This window comes from Dolichospermum circinale AWQC310F, from assembly GCF_000426925.1.
Classification (GTDB): Bacteria; Cyanobacteriota; Cyanobacteriia; order Cyanobacteriales; family Nostocaceae; genus Dolichospermum; species Dolichospermum circinale.
In genome coordinates, this window is record NZ_KE384691.1 from 1 (window position 1) to 21,892 (window position 21,892).

14 protein-coding genes and 1 tRNA gene are annotated in these 21,892 nt (G+C 39.4%); 5 read left to right on the top strand and 10 right to left on the bottom strand.

The features are described from left to right. Positions 1–287: 287 nt before the first annotated feature. From ACIR310F_RS0114400 to ACIR310F_RS0114435, 7 genes are all read right to left on the bottom strand, one after another. Complete coding sequence (locus ACIR310F_RS0114400; RefSeq protein ID WP_028084424.1) at positions 288–530, bottom strand: hypothetical protein; 243 nt, start codon at positions 528–530, stop codon at positions 288–290. A gap of 242 nt (positions 531–772) precedes the next feature. Beyond that, the gene (locus ACIR310F_RS0114410; protein WP_028084426.1) at positions 773–2,275 is read right to left on the bottom strand and encodes an HlyD family efflux transporter periplasmic adaptor subunit; all 1,503 of its coding nucleotides are present in this window, start codon (positions 2,273–2,275) and stop codon (positions 773–775) included. Between the two features lie 232 nt (positions 2,276–2,507). After that, on the bottom strand, positions 2,508–5,240 hold the full coding sequence (locus tag ACIR310F_RS0114415) for a peptidase domain-containing ABC transporter (protein WP_028084427.1): 2,733 nt from the start codon (positions 5,238–5,240) through the stop codon (positions 2,508–2,510). Next, positions 5,140–5,865, bottom strand: coding sequence for a helix-turn-helix domain-containing protein (locus ACIR310F_RS0114420; protein ID WP_035368065.1), 726 nt, complete (start codon positions 5,863–5,865; stop codon positions 5,140–5,142). The genes ACIR310F_RS0114415 and ACIR310F_RS0114420 overlap by 101 nt, the downstream gene beginning before the upstream one ends. A gap of 241 nt (positions 5,866–6,106) precedes the next feature. Then, entirely contained in the window at positions 6,107–7,324 is a 1,218-nt protein-coding gene (locus ACIR310F_RS0114425) for a M20 family metallopeptidase (protein WP_028084429.1), read from the bottom strand. Positions 7,325–7,403: 79 nt separating this feature from the next. Beyond that, on the bottom strand, positions 7,404–8,093 hold the full coding sequence (gene bioD / locus ACIR310F_RS0114430; protein ID WP_028084430.1) for a dethiobiotin synthase: 690 nt from the start codon (positions 8,091–8,093) through the stop codon (positions 7,404–7,406). Positions 8,094–8,206: 113 nt separating this feature from the next. Next, the gene (locus ACIR310F_RS0114435; protein WP_028084431.1) at positions 8,207–9,934 is read right to left on the bottom strand and encodes a serine/threonine-protein kinase; all 1,728 of its coding nucleotides are present in this window, start codon (positions 9,932–9,934) and stop codon (positions 8,207–8,209) included. Between the two features lie 506 nt (positions 9,935–10,440). Between ACIR310F_RS0114435 and ACIR310F_RS0114440 the strand changes: the two genes are divergently transcribed. Both ACIR310F_RS0114440 and typA read left to right on the top strand, forming a co-directional pair. Continuing rightward, entirely contained in the window at positions 10,441–11,454 is a 1,014-nt protein-coding gene (locus tag ACIR310F_RS0114440) for a ribose-phosphate pyrophosphokinase (RefSeq protein WP_028084432.1), read from the top strand. Between the two features lie 209 nt (positions 11,455–11,663). After that, the gene (typA, locus tag ACIR310F_RS0114445) at positions 11,664–13,454 is read left to right on the top strand and encodes a translational GTPase TypA (RefSeq protein WP_028084433.1); all 1,791 of its coding nucleotides are present in this window, start codon (positions 11,664–11,666) and stop codon (positions 13,452–13,454) included. 318 nt (positions 13,455–13,772) lie between these two features. Here the strand turns inward: typA and ACIR310F_RS0114450 are convergent, their stop codons facing one another. The 3 genes from ACIR310F_RS0114450 to ACIR310F_RS0114460 form a co-directional block, all read right to left on the bottom strand. Next, the gene (locus ACIR310F_RS0114450) at positions 13,773–14,249 is read right to left on the bottom strand and encodes a DUF1499 domain-containing protein (RefSeq protein WP_028084434.1); all 477 of its coding nucleotides are present in this window, start codon (positions 14,247–14,249) and stop codon (positions 13,773–13,775) included. 766 nt (positions 14,250–15,015) lie between these two features. After that, positions 15,016–16,923, bottom strand: coding sequence for a 1-deoxy-D-xylulose-5-phosphate synthase (gene dxs, locus ACIR310F_RS0114455; RefSeq protein WP_028084435.1), 1,908 nt, complete (start codon positions 16,921–16,923; stop codon positions 15,016–15,018). A 304-nt stretch (positions 16,924–17,227) separates the two neighbouring features. Then, positions 17,228–17,301: transfer RNA gene (locus ACIR310F_RS0114460), tRNA-Arg, on the bottom strand. A gap of 440 nt (positions 17,302–17,741) precedes the next feature. On the opposite strand from ACIR310F_RS0114460, the gene ACIR310F_RS0114465 reads away from it, so the two are divergent. The 3 genes from ACIR310F_RS0114465 to ACIR310F_RS0114475 all read left to right on the top strand — a co-directional run bounded on the left by ACIR310F_RS0114465 (position 17,742) and on the right by ACIR310F_RS0114475 (position 21,830). Further along, on the top strand, positions 17,742–18,752 hold the full coding sequence (locus tag ACIR310F_RS0114465) for a helix-turn-helix domain-containing protein (RefSeq protein WP_028084436.1): 1,011 nt from the start codon (positions 17,742–17,744) through the stop codon (positions 18,750–18,752). Positions 18,753–18,976: 224 nt separating this feature from the next. Beyond that, positions 18,977–20,890 carry a sulfite reductase, ferredoxin dependent gene (gene sir / locus ACIR310F_RS0114470; RefSeq protein WP_028084437.1) on the top strand — a complete coding sequence of 638 codons (1,914 nt, stop codon included), beginning with the start codon at positions 18,977–18,979 and terminating at the stop codon, positions 20,888–20,890. A 67-nt stretch (positions 20,891–20,957) separates the two neighbouring features. Beyond that, positions 20,958–21,830, top strand: a complete 873-nt coding sequence (locus tag ACIR310F_RS0114475; RefSeq protein ID WP_028084438.1) for an SDR family oxidoreductase — start codon at positions 20,958–20,960, stop codon at positions 21,828–21,830. The last annotated feature ends 62 nt before the right edge of the window (positions 21,831–21,892 follow it).

Sequence of the window (21,892 nt, forward strand, 5' to 3'; positions counted from 1 at the left end):
TTTTGATTTTATCAAGAAAAGATCACTATTCTTTTCTTCTTTACCTCGGAGAATGAAAACCCCCTGCTTATTAAGGGGAGGGGACTGAATTAATCGTTTCCCCCCTTCTCGTTTCTCGTTCCCAGTCTCCGACTGGGAATGCTACCTAGAGGCTCTGCCTCTATGACTTAGTATTAATGAAGGCAGAGCCTTCCGTAATTCATTCCCATACAGAGTATGGGAACGAGGGAAGGGGGATAATTCGATTTGTTTCTTGTTCCCATACAGAGTATTGGAACAGGAGATAATCAAGCTACATTTTTTACCGAGATAATACCCTCACTACACCAATGCGCTAATAACCATTGGTCAGAATCCTTGTCTAGTGATGGTTTGAGACGGAAAGCAAAAAATTCTTCCCATTCCTCTATACCGTGTCGTGAGACAAATTGTTTCTCAACTTCCTTGAATTTTTCCCAGTTACGTTCCGCTATCGCAGTCAACATTGGGATTAATTCAGTAATTGATATGGAAAGTGTTGCTTCACTCATCTGGGTATCCCTCAAAAATACAAATTATTGGCAAAATTTCTGCTTGAGTGTCAATGACTTCGACTAATCTCAGGCCTCTTTTTTTTCCTATCTTTTTGCAGCGTTCCTCAGACGCGGTTGGTAGCCAGTACCTTGACTCATTTACAGGGTCAAACTTTCCTTGGGAACGTTTGATTTTATCGTCCATCAGTAATAATACCTCATTTTGTTTTTCGTGTTATTAACTAACTACTATGAATTTTCTACAATTTTACTCCCCCTTGTTGCAATTTTTTAAAGGGGTCAAGTAGAAAATCAATAATTCGTCGCTGACGGACAATTACCTCAGCGGTTGCTGTATCCCCTGGACGCAAAGGAATACATTTATTAGCAGCGGGAATACAACTTTTTTTGAGAGAAATTTCTAAGTTATAAGCGGCTATTTTGCCATTAGCTGTATCTATCTCTATCGTATTAGGAGAAATTTTAATTAACTCTCCTGAGATAATACCATAATCCTGAAACGGATAAGCATCAAATTTGAGCTTTACTGGTAATCCTAACCGCAAAAAACCACTATCTGTAGTTGCCATTTGCGCTCGAATTATTAAGGGTGAATTATCTTGAGCAATTTCGGCCACCATTGTCCCTACTTGCACAACTGAGCCGGGTTTTTGAATTGGTAATTGAAATAATATCCCATTGACAGAAGCTTTAATTTCTCGCTGTCCTAACTGAAATTTTAAGGCATCAATTTGGCGTTTAGTTTGAGAAATATCTGATTTGAGGGAACTAATATCTGTATCTAAACTTTTCTGCTGTTCGGCAATTTTTAACACTGCTGACTGACCAGAAAGGGTTAAAGTTTGATAGCTTCTTTGCTGTTCTCCTAGTCGCAATTTGGCCTGTTCAATATCGGCATGAGCTTGGCGCAAATTTCGCTCATAACTACTTTGTTGTTCTGCTAAACGTAACTTAGCTTGTTGAATATCTGATTGACTTTGTGCATATAATTTTTGCTTTTCTTTAGCGATATCTTGCTTTTCTACTAAATTAATTTCTGGAATTACTCCCTGTTGTCTGAGTTGACTATAGCGTTTTACTTCTCGCTGACTACTTAATAAACTACTCTCTGCTAATTGATTACTAGTTTGACTATTAATTAGGGTTTGTCGCGCTTGATTAAGTTGAGATAATCTTTCTTCTTTCTGAAATTGATAAGCATTTTTTAGGGTATTAATATTCTGTTGTGCTTGATCAATTTGTGCTTGTTTTTCTAATTGTTGAGATTGATTTTGTTGTTGTTGGGTTGCTAAGGAGACAATTAACTGATTTTTGGAGGATTTTAACTGAGAAAGTCGGTTTAATTGTCCTTCCAATTTATCTTGAATTTGACTTAATTCTGATTTGACTAATGCCGATTCTAATAATAATAGAGTTTGTCCGGCTTTGACTGTTTCACCTTCTTTAACTTGAATTTCGGCAACTGTTCCCCCTACAGCGGCATCTAATTTCACGGTTTTATCTTTAGGTTCAATACGTCCTCTTCCTGTACCTGTTTCATCTACTTTAGATAGCAAGGACCAAGGTAAAACTATGGAGACAATTAAGACTAAAAGATATAATAGTCCTCGCGTCCAAACCTGGGGTAAACTATCAAGTGATTCTTTGGTAATTTCCGACCAATCTTCATTGGTAATTTCTGGTAATTCTGGTGATAATATCTCATCAGATTTTGTGATATTCCCATTTAATGTACTTGTCATGATGCACCTTGATAAAGAATTTTTTTTGAGAAATGAAACCCAACTAAGTAAGTAGACGAAAATAAATCAAAGTAGATTAAGTAATGTAAAAAATCTGGAGATGATTTCGTAGTGAGGGCTGAAGCCCTCAAATGAGGAATAAATTACTCACTACAAACTTTGAATTATTCAAGCCGTTCTACTTATAATCATTATTAAATCATTGTTGGGTTTCGCTATGGCTCAACCCAACCTAGGTTAGTGTTTGTAATTGCTGTTGATTTAGATAGAAATAATGTCCTTTTTTAGCCATTAATTCCTCATGAGTACCACTTTCAATTAACACACCTCTATCTAGTACCAAAATTAAATCAGCATTTCGCACGGTGGAAAGACGATGGGCAATTACTAAAGTAGTTTTTCCTTTGAGAATTGTGTTAAAATTCTGTTGAATTATTCTTTCTGATTCGGTATCTAGGTGAGAAGTTGCCTCATCTAAAACCAATAATTTGGGATTACCTAATAATGCTCTAGCAATGGCTATTCTCTGTCTTTGTCCACCAGATAATAAACCTCCACCTTCACCAATTTGGCTTTCATAACCCATTGGTAATTTTTTGATAAATTCATCAGCACCAGCCATTTTTGCTGCTGCAATTACTTCTGATAAAGGTATTCCTGGATGTCCTAAACTGATATTTTCTCGAATTGTCCCACCAAATAAAAATGTGTCTTGGTCAACTACACCAATTTGTTGTCGAAAAGAACGCAAGGAAAGACTGGTAATATCTTGTCCGTCAATTAAAACTTTACCGTCTGTGGGGGGATATAAGCCGATAACTAATTTAGAAATAGTAGTTTTTCCTGAGCCACTGCGTCCCACTAAAGCTACCATTTGTCCGGGTTTGATTTCAAAACTGAGGTTTTCTAATATATTAATATCGCTTTCTGGATGATAGCGAAATGTGACGTTTTCAAAGCGAATATGCCCCTGAATTGGTGGTAAATTCTGCCGTGATTGATTTTGTAAGTCTTCTTCTGGTTCTGTGTCTAAAACATCGTTAATTCTTTCTACTGCAATCACAACTTCTTGCAATTCATTCCAGAGGACAATTAACCGTTGAAAGGGATTAATAATATTACCCAGCAGCATATTAAATGCTACTAGTTGTCCCACGGTTAACTGATTATGAATTACTAAATATGCCCCAAACCATAATAAAGCTGTGGTAGCGATTGCTTCAATTGTGTTACTAAAAATTTGTAAACGATTGCCGATAACTTGCCCGGAAAAGTTGGTTTTTATCTCTTTATTTAATAACTCTTCCCAATGCCATCTTACTGTTTGTTCTACTGCTGTGGCTTTGACTGTTCGCACACCAGTTAAAGCTTCTATTAAGTAACTACTTTCTTGGTTAACTGCATTGAATATTTCTCTGGAAATCCTTTGTAAAAAGGGTGTGGCAATTAAGGCTAATAAGGCAAAGGGTGGGACAATTATTAAAGCTAATAATGCCATTTTCCAACTGTACCAAAACATCAAGCCTACATAGATAAAGACGGTGAATAAATCTAGGAGAATTGATAATGCTTCACCCGATAAAAAGCGTTGAATTTTGCGGTTTTCCTGCACACGAGAAATAATATCACCCACATAACGAGTCTCGAAAAAACTCAGGGGTAAACGCAAGGTATGACGAATAAAACCGACAATTAATGCTAAGTCTATGCGATTTGCTGTATGATCTAAAAGATATTGCCTTAAACCGGTCATGGCTACCCGAAAAAGGCTAAAAATTAACAATCCTATTCCTACTGTTGTCAGGGTCAGTTCTGACCGTTGCACCACTACCCGATCTAAAATTAATTGGGTAAATAAGGGGGTAATTAAGCCAAATATCTGGATAAATATGGAAGCGATAAATACTTCCAACATGACTAAAGAATGGGGTTTTATTAACTCGAAAAACTGCCAAAAAGGTGTAGATGTCTCTTTCGTTTCTCTGAGCATTGCTGTCGGTTGTAACAACAATGTATAACCAGTCCAGTCGCTGTTAAATTCCTTATGGGTGAGGGTGCGTTGACCAATAGCGGGGTCGGCCACAATTACATATTTAGGGGTAATTTCGTAGACAACTATGTAATGTTTGCCTTCCCAGTGAACAATGGCGGGTAATTTTTGCTTTGCTAACTGCTTTAAACTAGCTTTGACAGGTCTAGTAGCAAAACCTAGACTTTCTGCTGCTGTTAATAACCCTCGTAAGGATGCACCATTGCGGTCTACATTAGCAATATCACGGAGACGATTTACACTAAAACGTTTCCCCCAATACCGGGATACCATGACTAAACAAGCTGCTCCGCAGTCAGAACCACTCTGTTGAGCAAAGAATGGATAGCGCCCCATTACCCTTTGCCATAAATGCCCCACCCGTTGTCTGGGACTGGGAAAATAGGCTTTATTAATTTTTGATTCTTTTGATTGTGAGGTTAGATAAGGGGTTGAATCTGAATTTGAATTGTCGTTCTCTGGTGGGTTTGGTTTGAGCGGTGTATAATCTGCTTGTATAATCTGCGTTTCTGGGGAGTATGCTTTCTGCCATAAATGTTCTCGAATTTGGGGATACTTGGCTATTAAAGGCAATAGTAACTTTTCTGGCAAGAAACATAACTGTAAATTTGCTGAAGCTCTGGCTGCATAAGGTGGAAATTGAGATTGGGGAAATAAGGTAAATTCACCGAAAGATGCCCCAGATTCTAGGGTAGTAATTAATTCGTCGTTATCATCTAATAGTCTGACTTTGCCTGTAAGTATGATGTAAATGCCCGGTTCAACATTCTTTCCTGTCCAGAATTTGCCGACTTTAGGGTTGATAGGTTGAAGTTCAGGAAGATAGTGATAAAATTCTTCTGCGGTCAGTGAATACCCCAATGTATTGTTGATTTGTTCCAGAGATACTAATTGAGCGGAGATATTGTGCGCCATAAATGTCTGAATCCTTTACTGGTTTGTGAAAATTAATAAGTATAATTTCGGAGGAATCGGCGGTATTTGCTTTTTTAAGGTCAGCAATGGCTATTTTGGGTTCTGCGGCTGATTTTGGGCTATTTTGTTGATTATGGCTGGATTTTGGCCGAGTGGATAAACCCATTTGTTTGAGAATTCGCTTAAAATGGCGATCGCTCACTTTAAATCCAAATTCTTCGCAGAGATGTTTATGTAAGCGGTTTAATGTCCAGTGTTGAGAAATATAACCATAATCACGAGGATGACTGTGTAATAATTCTTTTAAACGTTGTAAATACTCATCACTAACTGATTTAGGGCGACCAATCCGACTATCTTGCCATTCATGCGCCATTCCCTGACGAGCTATGTGTATCCAATGTCTAGCAGTTGCGGGACAACACCCCAAAATTTGACAAATTTCTGCTTGAGTTATCCCTTTGTCCGCTAACAACATAATTTGAATCCGTTGACGCTGGGATTGAGAGCAGTTTTCTTGTAATGATTTTAACAGCATTTGCCGTTGAAAATCTGATAAAAAGCTACCTAAAGAATTGTCTCCCAGTCTATTACTACTTGTACTACTTGTCCATTGATATTGCATAAATGGTTCAAAATTGTCAAAATAAAAGCCAGCAGCCACTTTATCTCTTTTAAAATGAGACTTTTTTGTATTTTAATGTCACATTTGCATTATAATACTAGCAACTTATAAAATATTTACACTATTCTCGTTCCCAGTCGGAGACTGGGAATGGTGTTCTTTTGGCTCTGCTTCCAGAACTTAGTATGAATTAGGACTTACGTAAAATATCTAGAGAAACCTTCTTTTCTTCTAGGAGTTTTCAAGCAAAAAACTTTTCTACACAACGCACAAACATTTCCACACCCATAGGTAAAGCGGTTTCATCAAAATCAAATCGGGGATGATGATGAGGATAATCTAATTTTTTCTCTGCATTCGCAGAACCCAGAAAAAAGTAACAACCAGGAACTTCTTGTAAGAAAAATGACATATCTTCCCCACCCATGGTTTGACATTCACTGAATACACCAATGGGGATTTCTATCACTTCCTGGGCTACTGAACGCACTAATGCAGCTACCTGGGCATCATTGATCACAGGTGGATAAAGATGGATATAATCTAAGTCATAATTTGCACCGTGACTTTGACAAATTCCCGCAATAATTTTTTCTATGCGTTCTTTAAAAAAACCTGCTAAATCAGGATTAAAATACCTCACAGTTCCGCCCATTTTTGCAGTATCAGCAATTACATTAACTGCTGTCCCTGCGTGAAGTTCTCCTACTGTCACAACCGCGGAATCAAGGGGGTTAATATTACGGGAGACAATCGTTTGTAAAGCACTGACTATTTGCGCCGCTACCACTAGAGAATCTACGGTTTGATGGGGAATTGCTCCGTGTCCACCTTTACCGAAAATGGTACAGCGGAACAATTCCACAGCGGCCATTAATGCCCCAGGGCGGACTCCCACCGTTCCTAAAGGCAGATTATTCCATAAGTGTAAACCGATAATAGCATCAACATTAGGGTTATTAAGTACACCTGCTGCTATCATGGGTTTTGCTCCACCTGGACCTTCTTCTGCGGGTTGGAAGATAATTTTTACAGTTCCGTTCAAGTCTTGACGGTGCTGATGAAGATAATAAGCTGTACCGAGAGCGATCGCTGTATGTCCATCATGTCCACAAGCGTGCATTATCCCCTCCCGTTGAGAACAATAGGGAACTTCATTGAGTTCTTGAATAGGTAAAGCATCCATATCAGCCCGAATTGCTAATACTTTACCATGAGCAGATTTTTCACCTTGAATAATAGCCACAATTCCCGTCTGAGCAATTCCCACTTGATGTTCAATTCCCCAATTTTGCAACTTTTGGGAAATAAATTCAGCGGTGATTTTTTCCTGAAAACCTAATTCTGGTTTTTGGTGAATTTGTCGTCTCCACTCGACTAATTGCGGTTGTAAAGCCCGAATTTCTAACCGCACATTTTTGAGATTTACTGTTGAATTTAGAGGAAATGCAGAAACCATATTATTACCTAAAAGCTAAAACTTGAAAATTTAAGATTCCCAACTTCTTAGAGAAGTCGGGTATTTCTTTGTTGGGAAATTATTGAGCATTGCTATATAATGTTTCCCAATCCAAACCAGCAGCAATTTCCGCAAGTTTTTCTAAATCTTGGGGATTTTCAACATAGGGAATACAACCTAAAACTGGTATGTTTGTCAATGATTCAATTAACCTAAATGGAGTTAAATCAGTAATTTCTTCCTCCTGTCGCGGTTGGATACAATTAAGAACAATACCACGGAGGGCGATTTTAGTTTGTCTAGCTAATGCTACATTAGCAACGGCATTTGCGATCGCTCCCAATCTCACAGGTACAACCAAAATTGTCGGTAATCGCCATTCTCCTGCTAAATCAGCTACCGTTAACTCATCAGTAATCGGTGAACCTAACCCACCCAAAGATTCAATCAATACCAGATCACGTTGTTTCTGTAAAGCTAACAAAGTTCGCCAAACTATGGCCAAATCAACTTGGCGATTTTCCTTAGCAGCGGCTATAGGTGGGGCTAAAGGTGCTTGAAAATACAAAGGTGTAATTTCTTCTGACGACTGTTCAAGACTAAACAGAGTTTGATACAGTTCCCTATCTCCCATACCCGATTGAATCGGCTTCATAATACCCAAACTGCGCTGAGGATAATATTTTTGCCAATAAGCGGCTAAAGCCGTTGTGACAACAGTTTTACCCGCTTCCGTATCAGTTCCCGTAATCAGTAAAGTTTTCAACAATGGTTTTCGCTAGAAATAATGAGTGAATGTGTAAAAATTAGACTGAAAATCCTACCCCTACTTGCTATTTTGCGTCAAATTTGAGGTTCTTTTCATAATTTAGCGTTAATTAGTCAATTAGTCCCATGGGTTGGGTTAGGGGTTTCTGTCGGGGTGGGGGTTTCCGTCGGGGTGAGTGTTTCTATTGTGGTGGGGGTTTCTGTCGGGGTGGGGGTTTCCGTTGGGGTAGGGGTTTCCGTTGGTGTGAGTGTTTCTATTGTGGTGGGTGTTTCTATGGGAGTGGGGGTTTCCGTTGGGGTGGGGGTTTCCGTTGGGGTAGGGGTTTCCGTTGGGGTAGGGGTTTCCAGTGGCTTTAGTGGTTCTAAAGCCACATTTAAACTATAATTAGCCTTGGACTCTGTGCTAGATAAACCCAATTGAATAATATATCTGCCATTATCAGGCAATACTCCCTCATGGGAAGTAGATTGTTGATATTGAGTATTAATTATGTCACCATGAGGATTAAAAATCCTCATAGCCACACCAGTAGCTTCACTGATAGATACAGTTAATTTTTCTCCAGCCTTAGCCTCCAAAATATATTGAATTAAATCATTTTTCCTGATCACTCCCTCCAATTCTGCCGTATTAGACTTGTCTAATTTGAGACGTTGGCGAATAATAACAGGTTCACTATTGGTATCTGTAGATCTAGGGCTTGGTGTTAATGTGTTACCACTGGGAATAACGGGAGAAGGAAAGGATTGTGGCGTTGTTGTAGTTTCCGGTACTGAACGAGACTGCTTTTTAAGTGAATTTACAAATGTCCAAGAACCAAATCCCGCTAAAATAATCACAATAAAACCAATTACTCCCAACACTAAAGGATGATCTAAAATAGACGCACTTTGACTAGAAGCGGAAATTTCTGGTTGTTTAGGTATTTTTGATCTAAGTTCAGGACGATTACCGACAGCGATAGTTTGTAGGTAAGATAGATTATTAGGGGCGGGTACGTTCCCATGGTCTACATTTAGCAGTGCTTGAGTAACATCAGTAGCACTTTGATAACGGTCTCCCGGCTTATGAGACAACATTCGCTGGAGAATCTCAGCAAATCCTGGTGTCACATTCACGCATATTTGCCAATTCCATTTCAGTTGTTGTTCATCAAATAAATCCCCTGGTTCTTTCCCAGTCAACAAAACTATGGCCGTCACAGCCAACGCATATAAATCACTACTAGGATATACCCTACCCGTTTGCATTTGCTCACTAGGCGCGTAACCTAATTTACCCACAGTTGTCACCGAACTAGGGCTGGAAGACTGTAATTTAGTAGCTAATTCCTTGACTACGCCAAAGTCAATTAATACAGGTAAAGAATCGCTTTCTCGTAGAATAACGTTCTCTGGAGAGATGTCACGATGAATAATTCCTTTATCATGAATGTAACTGAGAACAGGCAATAAAAAGCGTAGTAAATGTAATACTTCTACCTCTGTAAAAGCTGTTCCAACCTTTTGGCGTTCGTTTAGTAAATGGCGGTAAGTTTTACCAACTACGAAATCTTGTACCAAAAACAATCTTTCATTTTGGGCAAATTTTTCTCGAAACTTGGGAACTTGTGGATGCTGTATTTGATACAATATAGCAGCCTCGCGCTCAAATAACTCCTGTTCCTTCCCTCCAGCAGATGTTTCCATAACTGGAGCAATTAACTCTTTGAGGACACAAAGCTCATTAAAGCGCCTTTGGTCTTCTGCTAGATAGGTTCTACCAAATCCCCCTTGTCCAATAATATGGATGATGTGGTAACGATTTTGGAGAATAGTACCAACTGTAATCGGTGATTGCATGGTCTATTAATTGAATATAATAGCTACTGATCTAGAACTTAGCAAAAACATCATCCATTCACAACATAACCTCAAGTGTCTCAATTGTGGCTTTTTGTAAATTTCTTCAGCTAACCTGCCTAGAAGGCAGTGTATACTAGAAATAAGTCTTGCATTATTCTATTCTTGTATTCTGCCTTTAGTCAGGATGTGTCCAACATAGTAGCTGCTATAATTGGAGGTGACGAAATCAAGCATTATAGCAGCAACAGTCAAAATGGCTGTTTAATCCCTATATGATAGGGGTTTTCCACAACCAGCTAATTTTGCTAGGTTTTTCTGATTTATAACATAAATATTTAATCTTCAATTACTAGTTTATTAATTGGTGACAAGTATCATAAAATAATTGTTTGCACATTAGTTGCTTTTAATGATAGGCGTTGTACCACCCTAGAGCTAACGTGAAGATCACTATTATTTGTTGACTCGATTTCAGTTAAATTTGCTCAATCTCTAATGATACTATGAATGTACTTCGAGAATCTGCTGTGCTGAGTTCTGCATTACCAGTCCAACCAATAACAACCGGACTGCCCGACAATAATCGCTTGCGATTGTTTTCTGGTTCTGCTAATATGGTATTATCCCAAGAGGTGGCTCGTTATCTGGGAATGGATTTGGGTCCAATGATTCGCAAAAGATTTGCGGACGGTGAACTGTATGTTCAAATCCAAGAGTCAATTCGCGGTTGTGATGTCTACTTAATTCAACCATGTTGTCAACCCGTTAATGACCATTTAATGGAATTACTAATCATGATAGATGCCTGTCGTCGGGCTTCTGCACGACAAATCACAGCAGTAATTCCCTATTATGGTTATGCTCGCGCTGACAGAAAAACAGCAGGAAGAGAATCAATCACTGCTAAGTTAGTCGCTAACTTGATCACTGGGGCTGGTACTAACCGAGTTCTGGCTATGGATTTGCACGCAGCACAAATTCAAGGATATTTTGATATCCCCTTTGATCATGTCTATGGTTCACCAGTGATCCTAGATTATCTCATTAGCAAAGAACTACAGGATATTGTTGTTGTTTCCCCGGACGTGGGTGGAGTAGCACGAGCCAGAGCATTTGCCAAAAAGTTAAATGACGCTCCACTGGCAATTATTGACAAACGCCGTCAGGCTCATAATGTCGCCGAAGTATTAAATATCATTGGTGATGTCAAAGGTAAAACTGCCATCTTAGTAGATGACATGATTGATACTGGTGGTACGATTACTGAAGGAGCTAAGTTACTGCGTCAAGAAGGAGCAAGTCAGGTATATGCCTGTGCTACTCATGCTGTATTCTCACCACCAGCAATTGAAAGGTTATCCAGTGGGGTATTTGAGGAAGTGATAGTTACTAACACTATTCCCATTCCCGAAAACAATCGTTTCCCCCAACTAGTTACGCTTTCAGTCGCTAATCTACTTGGAGAAGCAATTTGGCGCATTCACGAAGATACCTCACTCAGTAGTTTATTTCGTTAACTAATAATCATAGCAGGGAATAGAGGCAAGAAGCAAACTGATGAAGAATGAAAGTTTTCGTTCTTCATTTTTGATCATCATCATATTTGTGGCAATTACGCTATAATTATTAAAGGTTCGTTACAGAATTGGCAAAATGTCCCCACTTCTGTTACAAGACCCCAGCCCAAGACTTCCTCTAAAAACCCTAAAGTTTACCACAACCATTTATGACGCTCCCAATTCGTAACGTCGCCATTATCGCCCACGTTGACCACGGTAAGACCACCCTAGTTGATGCTCTCCTCAAACAGTCCGGCATTTTCCGCGAAGGCGAAGACGTTCCGGATTGTGTCATGGACTCGAACGCTTTGGAGCGGGAACGAGGCATTACTATTCTTTCTAAAAATACAGCGGTTCGCTACAAAGAAACTCTCATCAATATTGTTGATACCCCTGGCCACGCTGACTTCGGTGGGGAAGTAGAGCGGGTACTCGGTATGGTGGACGGTTGTTTACTCATTGTTGATGCCAATGAAGGTCCAATGCCCCAAACCCGCTTTGTACTTAAAAAAGCTTTGGAAAAAGGTCTGCGGCCTATTGTCGTGATTAACAAAATTGACCGCGGACAAGCTGACCCCCACGTTGCTGTTGACAAGGTTTTGGATCTGTTCTTAGAATTAGGGGCGGATGAAGACCAATGTGACTTTAAATACCTATTTGCCTCTGGGATGGCAGGTTTCGCTAAAGAAAGTTTAGAAGCGGAATCAGTAGATATGCAGCCTCTATTTGATGCGGTTCTCCGCCATGTCCCCGCACCTGTGGGAGACCCTAATAAACCTCTGCAACTGCAAGTTACTACTCTCGATTATTCTGAATATTTAGGACGAATTGTCATTGGTAAAATCCACAATGGTACTATCCGCGCCGGACAACAAGCCGCTCTAGTAACAGAAAGTGGTAATATTGTCAAGGGTAAAATTACTAAATTAATGGGATTTGAAGGTTTAAGACGGGTAGATATGGAAGAAGCTACCCCAGGTTATATTGTAGCAGTTGCTGGTTTTGCTGATGCTTACATCGGTGAAACTATTACAGATCCTAATGAACCCCTGGCTTTACCCTTAATTAAGGTAGATGAACCAACTTTACAAATGACCTTCTGGGTGAATGATTCCCCTTTTGCAGGTCAAGAGGGTAAACTGGTAACATCTCGCCAAATACGCGATCGCTTATTCCGGGAATTAGAAACTAATGTGGCATTGCGCGTTGAAGAAACGGACTCTCCTGATAAATTTTTAGTTTCCGGTCGTGGTGAATTACACTTAGGGATATTAATAGAAACCATGCGCCGTGAGGGTTTTGAATTTCAAGTATCTCAACCGCAGGTAATTTATCGTACAGTCAACGGTCAGCCTTGCGAACCTTTTGAACTTCTGGCTTTAGACGTTCCCGCCGATGCTGTTGGTAGCTGTATCGAACGGTTGGGACAACGAAAAGCGGAAATGCAAGATATGCAGCCCGGTGGTGGAGACCGCACCCAATTAGAATTTATCGTTCCTGCCCGTGGTTTAATTGGTTTTCGAGGTGAATTTATGCGCATGACTCGCGGTGAAGGGATCATGAACCATAGCTTCCTTGATTATCGTCCACTTTCTGGCGATATTGAAGCCCGCAACAAAGGCGTTTTAATCTCCTTTGAAGAAGGTGTTTCTACTTTCTACGCTATGAAAAACTGTGAAGATAGAGGCGCGTTCTTTATCAGTCCTGGAACTAAGGTTTACAGAGGTATGATTATTGGTGAACATAATCGTCCCCAAGACCTAGAATTGAACGTTTGTAAAACCAAGCAGTTAACTAACCATCGCGCGGCTGGTGGTGATGAACTTGTGCAGTTACAAGCACCCATAGACATGAGTTTGGAACGAGCGTTAGAATACATTGCTCAAGATGAATTGGTGGAGGTGACACCAGAATCTATTCGTCTTCGCAAAATGTCCAAGAAATTGGTTAAACGCTAATATCTGTAGGAGTGGGGTTTTCCCACTCTGATTAATTAATTCAGAAAGATAAGTTTTTCTAATACCCACTTTTATAAAATTTGCATTTTTGCAATAGTCAGCTGCTATTCTCAATATTCTTGAGAATATTATCAATAATTTTACGGAAATAGGTTTTTTCAGCCATTGATATTGACATAGTATTTTTTTCTGCTATTATTTAGTTATAATCCAAGGGTGTTATATTTTTATTTTTTATTCTGACTCTGTGTATGGAGCATTTTAAATGTATTTTATATAACTATTCCAGGCACAGAGAAAAGAGGTTAAAAGGTTAAATTAAATATTTAAATCCTTTAAAGCTAAACGAATTTGCTCTAAGCGGGTGCGGTTGACACCAAAATCAGAATCTCCAACACGAGATGAGGAACGGATATGAATTACCGACTCATTGCTAGGGAAATAAAACTCTAGATCATCAACAAATTTGAAAATGCGGCTTTTAGAAAGAGCATGAATATAATTATCTGTTTGTTCTATAACTTCTGTACGGGGAACAACAGTGAGAACTTTTAGCAAGGTTTCTCTAGCTTTATCTCGCGCTATATGATAGGTAATGGGTTGAATACTGTGTTTAGTATCAGCATTTTGACTAACAACACAGTTAGGAGAAGTTGGACAAGGTTTCAAAAAACCTGACTCCACTCCCAAACTAGAAGCCCAACTAGTCCCAGGAACTATTAAAATCATCGTCAGAGCTAGAAATACCGAAAAAATAATATTTTGTAGTCGGTTGATATTTGTTGAATTGGACATTATTTGTTTAATGTTATATGCTGCAACTTTAGCTATTTTATTAGCTTGAGATACATTTTGGCAAGTTAAGCAAATTTGAATTTTCACGATTTTACTAGCTTTGGGATGTATTCTCTCGCTTTTTTTAATAAGGCACAGCAGGAGTTTATCACTAGTGTTATGGTTTGTCAATTTTTCACAATTCAATGTTCAGTTTGTCTGCTTTGTCGGGAATGTATGGGTAATTTCGGTCTTGGACGAGATTCTTCTTATGTCAGATACAGGAATAGGTTTGAAACTGCGCTGGAATAGGAAATGGTATAAGTATATTAATACTGAACCCTGATTTGGTTTCAGACAATATGAGTGTATTTGGGGAGAAATATGAAAAAATATTCATATTTACGGTGACAAAAAGATGATATAAGTTTAATTAAAGCACCATGGGAGTTTTACGAAAAAATCATAAGTTTTTTAAATACTTTTTCTGAAAAAAATCCCACTACCATGTTTATCGAGAATATAGCTAGGTCATTCTCAATAATATTGAGAATGTTATCAATAATTGAACGAAGTTACTAGGGTATTGACCTCTTGACTTTTTGTGCTATTATTGAGGTGTATAATCCAAGGGGTTTTTATATTTAAAATCAAGCTTTGATCTTTATTTATCTTCATTCTGACTTTGATGATCACTTAGGTTCGTCCATGGATACGCTTGTAATATCTTTAATGTAGGGGTGAGAAATTGCCCCTACATTGCTAAGAATGTTTCTACAATTGTGAGTTATTTCACAGCAACTAATTCCTTATTAAAGAAAGCTTGTAAAACTGTTGCTGCAATTTGGTCACCAGTCAAGCCTAATTCTGTGTAAGATTGGTCAGGTGTGGCATGATCTACCAAAATATCAGGGACACCAATCCGTTTCACAGGGACAACCACATCAGCATCAAGTAAAGTTTCAGCTACCGCAGAACCGAAACCACCCATTAAACAACCCTCTTCCAACGTCACAACCCGGCCAATTTGTTTAGCCAAAGGTAAAATCAAATCGGTATCTAAAGGTTTGACAAAGCGGGCATTAATTACAGTAGCTTCAATGCCATGTTCACTGAGAATTTGGGCAGCTTGCATTCCTGGATAAACCATTGTACCATAGCCAACGATTAAAACATCGTCACCTTGACGGATAATTTCCCCCTTACCGATTTCCAAAGCTTCCCAACCTTCTTCCATTAAAGGGACACCGTGACCATTACCACGGGGAAAGCGCATAGAAATAGGTCCATCTGTGTAGTTAATGCCAGTAACCACCATCCGTTGTAATTCTGCTTCATCCTTGGGAGCCATTACCACCATATTGGGAATACAACGTAGATAAGCAATATCATACATACCTTGGTGGGTTGGACCATCAGCACCAACAATACCTGCCCGATCTAAACAGAAGAATACGGGTAGGTTTTGAATACAAACATCGTGAATAATTTGGTCATAAGCACGTTGTAAGAAAGTGGAATAGATAGCAGCGACGGGACGCATACCTTCACAAGCTAAACCCGCAGCTAAAGTCACAGCGTGTTGTTCCGCAATTCCCACATCAATATATTGATGAGGTAGTTTAGCTTGTAGCTTATCTAAACCCGTACCAGTAGCCATTGCGGCTGTGATACCGACGATTTGGGGATTTTGTTCCGCCAATTTAACTAGGGTGTGAGAAAAGACCTTAGCGTAAGCAGGGGGTTTAGGTTTACTAGAAGGAATTGCTTTACCAGTAGCCAAATTAAAGGGAGTTTGGGCATGATAGCCTACTTGATCTTTTTCCGCGAGTTCATAGCCTTTACCCTTAGTTGTGACTACGTGAACCAAAACAGGACCAGTAATTTGATGTGCTTGTTGGAATGTAGTAATTAACTCCTCTAAATTATGTCCGTCAACTGGACCCATGTAGGTAAAACCCAATTCTTCAAAAACCGCACCTACTTTAGGAACTGCTAAACGCTTCATTCCTTCTTTAATGCGTTCTAGTTCTGGGGAAAGAGACTCACCGACAAAAGGAAGATGTTTTAACTGTTCTTCAATACCATCAGCGAGAAACTGCACTGGTGGACTCAGACGCATTTTATTGAGATAACGAGGAATTGCACCCACATTGGGAGAAATAGACATCTCATTGTCGTTAAGAACCACCAGCAGATTAGTTTTTGGCAGGTGGCCAGCGTGGTTAATAGCTTCTAGCGCCATACCTCCAGTTAAAGCACCGTCACCAATGACAGCAACGGCTTTAAATTTTTCTCCTTTCAGGTCGCGGGCTAAAGCCATACCCAAGGCAGCGGAAATACTTGTAGAAGCGTGTCCTGCACCAAAATGATCAAATTTGTTCTCGCAGCGTTTAAGATAACCTGCAACGCCGTCTTTTTGGCGGAGAGTGTCGAAGTTGCTGTAGCGTCCGGTGATTAGTTTGTGAGGATAAGCTTGATGACCGACATCCCATATTACCTTATCCCGGTCTAAATCTAAGGTTTGGTAAAGTCCTAGCGTTAATTCTACCACGCCCAAACCAGGACCCAAATGCCCACCAAAGGCGGCTACGGTTTGTAAATGCTTCTCACGAATTTGACGAGCAATTTGCTCTAACTGTCGAATTGACAAACCATGCAACTGGTTAGGATGGGTGATTTCACTCAAGTGCATATTATCAGCTTTTCCTCTCTAACTCTTCTTTTGGCATAATTTTATTTTCCCACTTCCGGTGGACTCTAAAATCTGACTGTCATGAATGTTGTTATATAAGTATAACTTTTGTGCGTTTTTAATAGTTATGTATCTATAAGCGTAATAAACCCAGTCAACCCGGAAAACCGTAGATTTTCGGAATCAGGGAAAAATCCGCCAAAAAAGTTGTAGAATGGGCTTTTTAAACTTGTAATTCCCTCCGGCAGTAGTAAGGATGTGGTTAAAGCAGAGAAAAACTAGCTTTTTTGTGACGTGATGACAACGGGTACGACAGGACTCGAACCTGTGACCGTCCGCTTAGAAGGCGGATGCTCTATCCAACTGAGCTACGTACCCACGAAGCCTTCACAATTATATCTAATATTCTCGAAATAGGCAAGAGCAAATTTAAAATTTCCTGATTCCAGTCAGAAGATGCAAGTGATTGGTGAGTTGAGGTACACTAGGAAACAAAATAGATGCGATATTCAGATATATTGTGATGTTAAGGAGTAATTGCCTATGAATATAATATAAATGCAACTCCCGAATTTTACTCTGGTTTTGTATCCAGGTTAATGGCAAATTATCTTTCTCAACTAATTAAGTAATTATACCCTATGGTAATGCTACTAAAGAAAACTACATATTCTTTATCAACAAAGCCCTTGTGAGGAGTATTCTAAGTGTTTATTGGCGTGTGATTCCGGTCCATAGTTCTAGAATACGAAGTATCATTGAGTATTCAACGCCAAGACTGTGGACGCAAACAAACTTAACAAATTTTGGTGTCTACCGTGAGAAAACTAACAGATTCTGACAAACAAGAAATTCTCAAGTTATATCGAGAAAGTGCGGAAACAACTTCCACTTTAGCAGAACGCTATGGTGTGAGCAATTCCACAATTAGCAGACTGCTCAAAAGTACCTTACCAGAAGAGGAATACGAATATCTCGTATCTTTAAAACGCGCAGCTAGAACCCCTGAGGGTAGAGCGCAGGTAAGTTATGATCAGTTACCGCTGTTGAACCAACCAATATTGCTATCAGCAGCGTCTACCGGCTTGAGCAGTGCTGAGGAGTTATCAACACCAGAACCGGAAAAGCTGATCATAGCAGCAAAAGTAGATGGTAATCCTGATTTTTCTGAAGATATTCCGGCTAATAGGCGGGTAAAAACACGCTCCTCAGCGGTAGAACAACCCCAACCTCCGGTTATAAAAGAATCCCCAGTTGTCAAAGACCCAGAAATTGTCAGACATAAACCCACAGAAACGCCAATTATTCCCAAGCCTAAATTGGAGGTGGAAACTCGACGTTCACAGGCAAGTCTGTTTGCGGAAATTTTGGATGAAGATTTGCTGGCTGAACCTGATGATTTAGATGATGATGATTTAGATGATGATTTGTATAATGAGGAGGACGATTTTGAAGACGAGGACTATGAAGTTCCCAAACCTCTAGTGACTAGACGGAAAAACGGAGAAGCATCTGTTCAAGTTTTACCACTTTCAGTTGCCCATTTACCAAAAACCTGCTATTTAGTAATTGACCGCTCTGCGGAATTAATTACTCGGCCACTCAAGGATTTTGGTGATTTAGGTCTGATTCCCAGTCTGGAAAATCAACAAAAAACTCTACCCATTTTTGATAATCATAGAGTAGCTAAACGCTTTTCGACGAAGCGCGATCGCGTTATCAAAGTTCCTGACAGTCAAGTTCTTCATAAAGCTAGTAATCATCTACAAGCTAAGGGAATTACGCGACTGTTAATTGATGGTCAGGTTTACTCATTGTCCTTAGTTTAAAGGCAATGGTGATATTTGCTGGTTGGAGTAGTTTTCTACTCTAACCACTGCTGGATAAAACCACCGACAACCTATATTCAGCAAGCTGGCCTCTCATCATGTTAAAATCAAAATAATATTCATAATTCCGACCAAATTTAAGTAGTTTAATTAGCCCAGTGAGTGCTATTAATTGCCTAAATTCGGTTTCATCTACCGCTTTATTCAGAAACGTATCTACCGTAATGGTTAACTCTGCTGCTTCTTTTGTTACTAACCGTAAACCTTCCAAAGTAGAAGGTATCAAAGAAAATAGTAACTTTTTGCGTGAACCCGTGGCTACTGAAATCCTTCAGGATACCACCCACTTTAGTGAAGACGCAATTCAGATTCTCAAATTCCATGGTTCTTATCAACAAGATAACCGTGATAACCGCGTCAAGGGACAGGAAAAAGACTACCAAATGATGCTGCGGACAAAAAGTCCCGGTGGGTTCATACCACCACAGCTATATTTAGCCTTGGATAAACTGGCTGATGAATATGGTAATCACACTCTCAGAGCTACTACTCGCCAAGGTTTTCAGTTACATGGTATCTTAAAAAAGAACCTGAAAGCGGCGATCGCTACAATTATCCAAAATCTTGGTTCAACTTTGGGTGCTTGTGGTGACATTAACCGCAACGTTATGGCTCCTCCAGCCCCCTTTAAAAATCGCTCAGAATACCAATACGCTTGGGAATATGCCCAAAATATCGCTGATTTGCTTTCTCCCCAAACTGGTGCTTATTATGAAATTTGGTTAGATGGGGAAAAAGCCATTAGCGCCGAAGAACATCCAGATGTCAAAGCAGCGCGACAAAGTAACGGTAATGGTACTATTTTTCATGATTCCGTAGAACCTATCTATGGAACTCATTATATGCCCCGGAAATTTAAAGTTTGCGTGACGGTTCCTGGGGATAATTCCGTTGATTTATATTCCCAAGACTTGACCCTGGTAGTAATTACCAATAAAAAAGGTGCATTAGCAGGATTTAATATCTTCGCTGGTGGTGGTTTCGGTAGAACCCATAACAAAGAGGAAACCTTTGCCAGAATTGCTGATCCTATTGGCTATGTAGGCAAAAATGATGTATATAATTTGGTGAAAGCTATAATCGCTACACAGCGAGATTATGGTGATCGCACCGATAGACGACACGCGAGATTAAAATACTTAATCAATGATTGGGGTGTAGATAAATTTCGCACCAAGGTAGAAGAATACTTTGGTAAACCTCTTGAACCGTTTAAACCTCTAATCCAGTTTAAATATAAAGACTTTCTGGGCTGGAATGAACAAGGGGATGGTAAGCTCTTTGTAGGTATTTCCATAGATAATGGGCGTGTAAAAGATGATGATAAATTGCAACTCAAAACCGCTTTGCGGACAATTGTTGAACAATTTAATCTGCCTATTCGCTTAACAGGTAATCAAAACCTGATTTTTTACGATATTGCTCCAGAGGATCAGGAAGCCATTCAAGAGATTCTCGACCGCTGTGGCGTTGTATCCGACCCCAGCCAAATAGCAGCATTAACCCGCTATGCTATGGCTTGTCCAGCTTTACCTACCTGCGGTTTAGCAATTACAGAATCAGAACGAGCCATTCCCGAAATTTTAACAAGAATCCGGGCTTTATTAGATCAACTGGGTTTACAAAAAGACCATTTTGTGGTAAGAATGACAGGATGCCCTAACGGTTGCGCTCGTCCTTATATGGCAGAATTGGGTTTTGTGGGTAGTGGTGTAGAATCTTATCAAGTCTGGTTAGGTGGTTCACCAAATCAAACTCGGTTAGCCCAACCTTTTGTAGAAAAACTGCATCACAATGATATTGAAAGTTTCCTAGAACCGATTTTTGTCTTCTTTAAAAAATCCCGCACACCCAAAGAAAGTTTTGGCGATTTTTGTCACAGAATGGGTTTTGATGCTATTAGGGAATTTGTGGCTAATTACACACCAGGACAGCCTACGAGTAGCGGTAAATCACGCCATAGAGTAAGTCTGCGGGATGATTTTTATCAGCAACTTAGGGAAACTGCTGAGAAACAAGGGCGACCGATGACTGATTTAGTACATGAAGCTTTGGAGAAGTATTTCCAAGGTACATAAGTAGATATTCCCACGCAAATTTGCGTGGGATATGGTTTTTATTGCAGAGATGTTACGCAAAGGATATATGCAAAGACTTCTAATTACGGGTGTTAGCGGTTTTTTAGGTTGGCATCTTTGCCAATTAGCAAAACGAGAATGGGAAGTTTATGGTACATATTATAGCCATTTTTTAGAAATACCTGATATCAAAATGGTGAAAGTGAATTTGACTAACTTCCAGGAATTAAAAGACCTATTTAATCATATCAAACCCGATGCAGTAATTCACGCAGCAGCCCAATCTCAACCTAATTATTGTCAAATAAATCCCCAGGAATCCTATAAGATCAATGTTACAGCATCTTGTGATCTGGCTGGACTTTGTGCTGATAATTCCTTACCTTTAGCTTTTACCTCCACTGACTTGGTTTTTGATGGTTTAAATGCACCTTATAGGGAAATAGATAAAGTTTCACCTGTGAACATTTACGGTGAGCAAAAAGTTGCGGCTGAAGCAGGGATATTAAAAGTATATCCCCAAGCAGCTATTTGTCGAATGCCGTTAATGTTTGGTAAAGAAACACCAACAGCAAAAAGTTTTATTCAGCAATTTATGCAAGTATTGAAAGAGGGAAAAGAACTCAATTTATTTATAGATGAATTTCGCACTCCAGTTAGTGCAAATACAGCCACTAAAGGGCTATTTTTAGCTTTAAAAAAGGTGCATGGGATTATTCATTTAGGTGGAAAAGAGAGAATTTCTCGTTATGATTTTGGGAGAATATTAGCTGAAATCTGGCAATTTCCTGATGATCAATTAAAATCCTGTTTTCAAGAAGATGTGAAAATGGCAGCACCTAGACCAAAAGATGTTTCTTTAGATAGTTCAAAGGCTTTTGCTTTAGGTTATCATCCATTATCCGTGCGCGAGGAATTACAAATATTAAAATCATATTAAGTAGGTTGGCGTTAAAAATTGTCGTTATGACAAGGGAACAGGGAACAGGGAACAGGGAACAG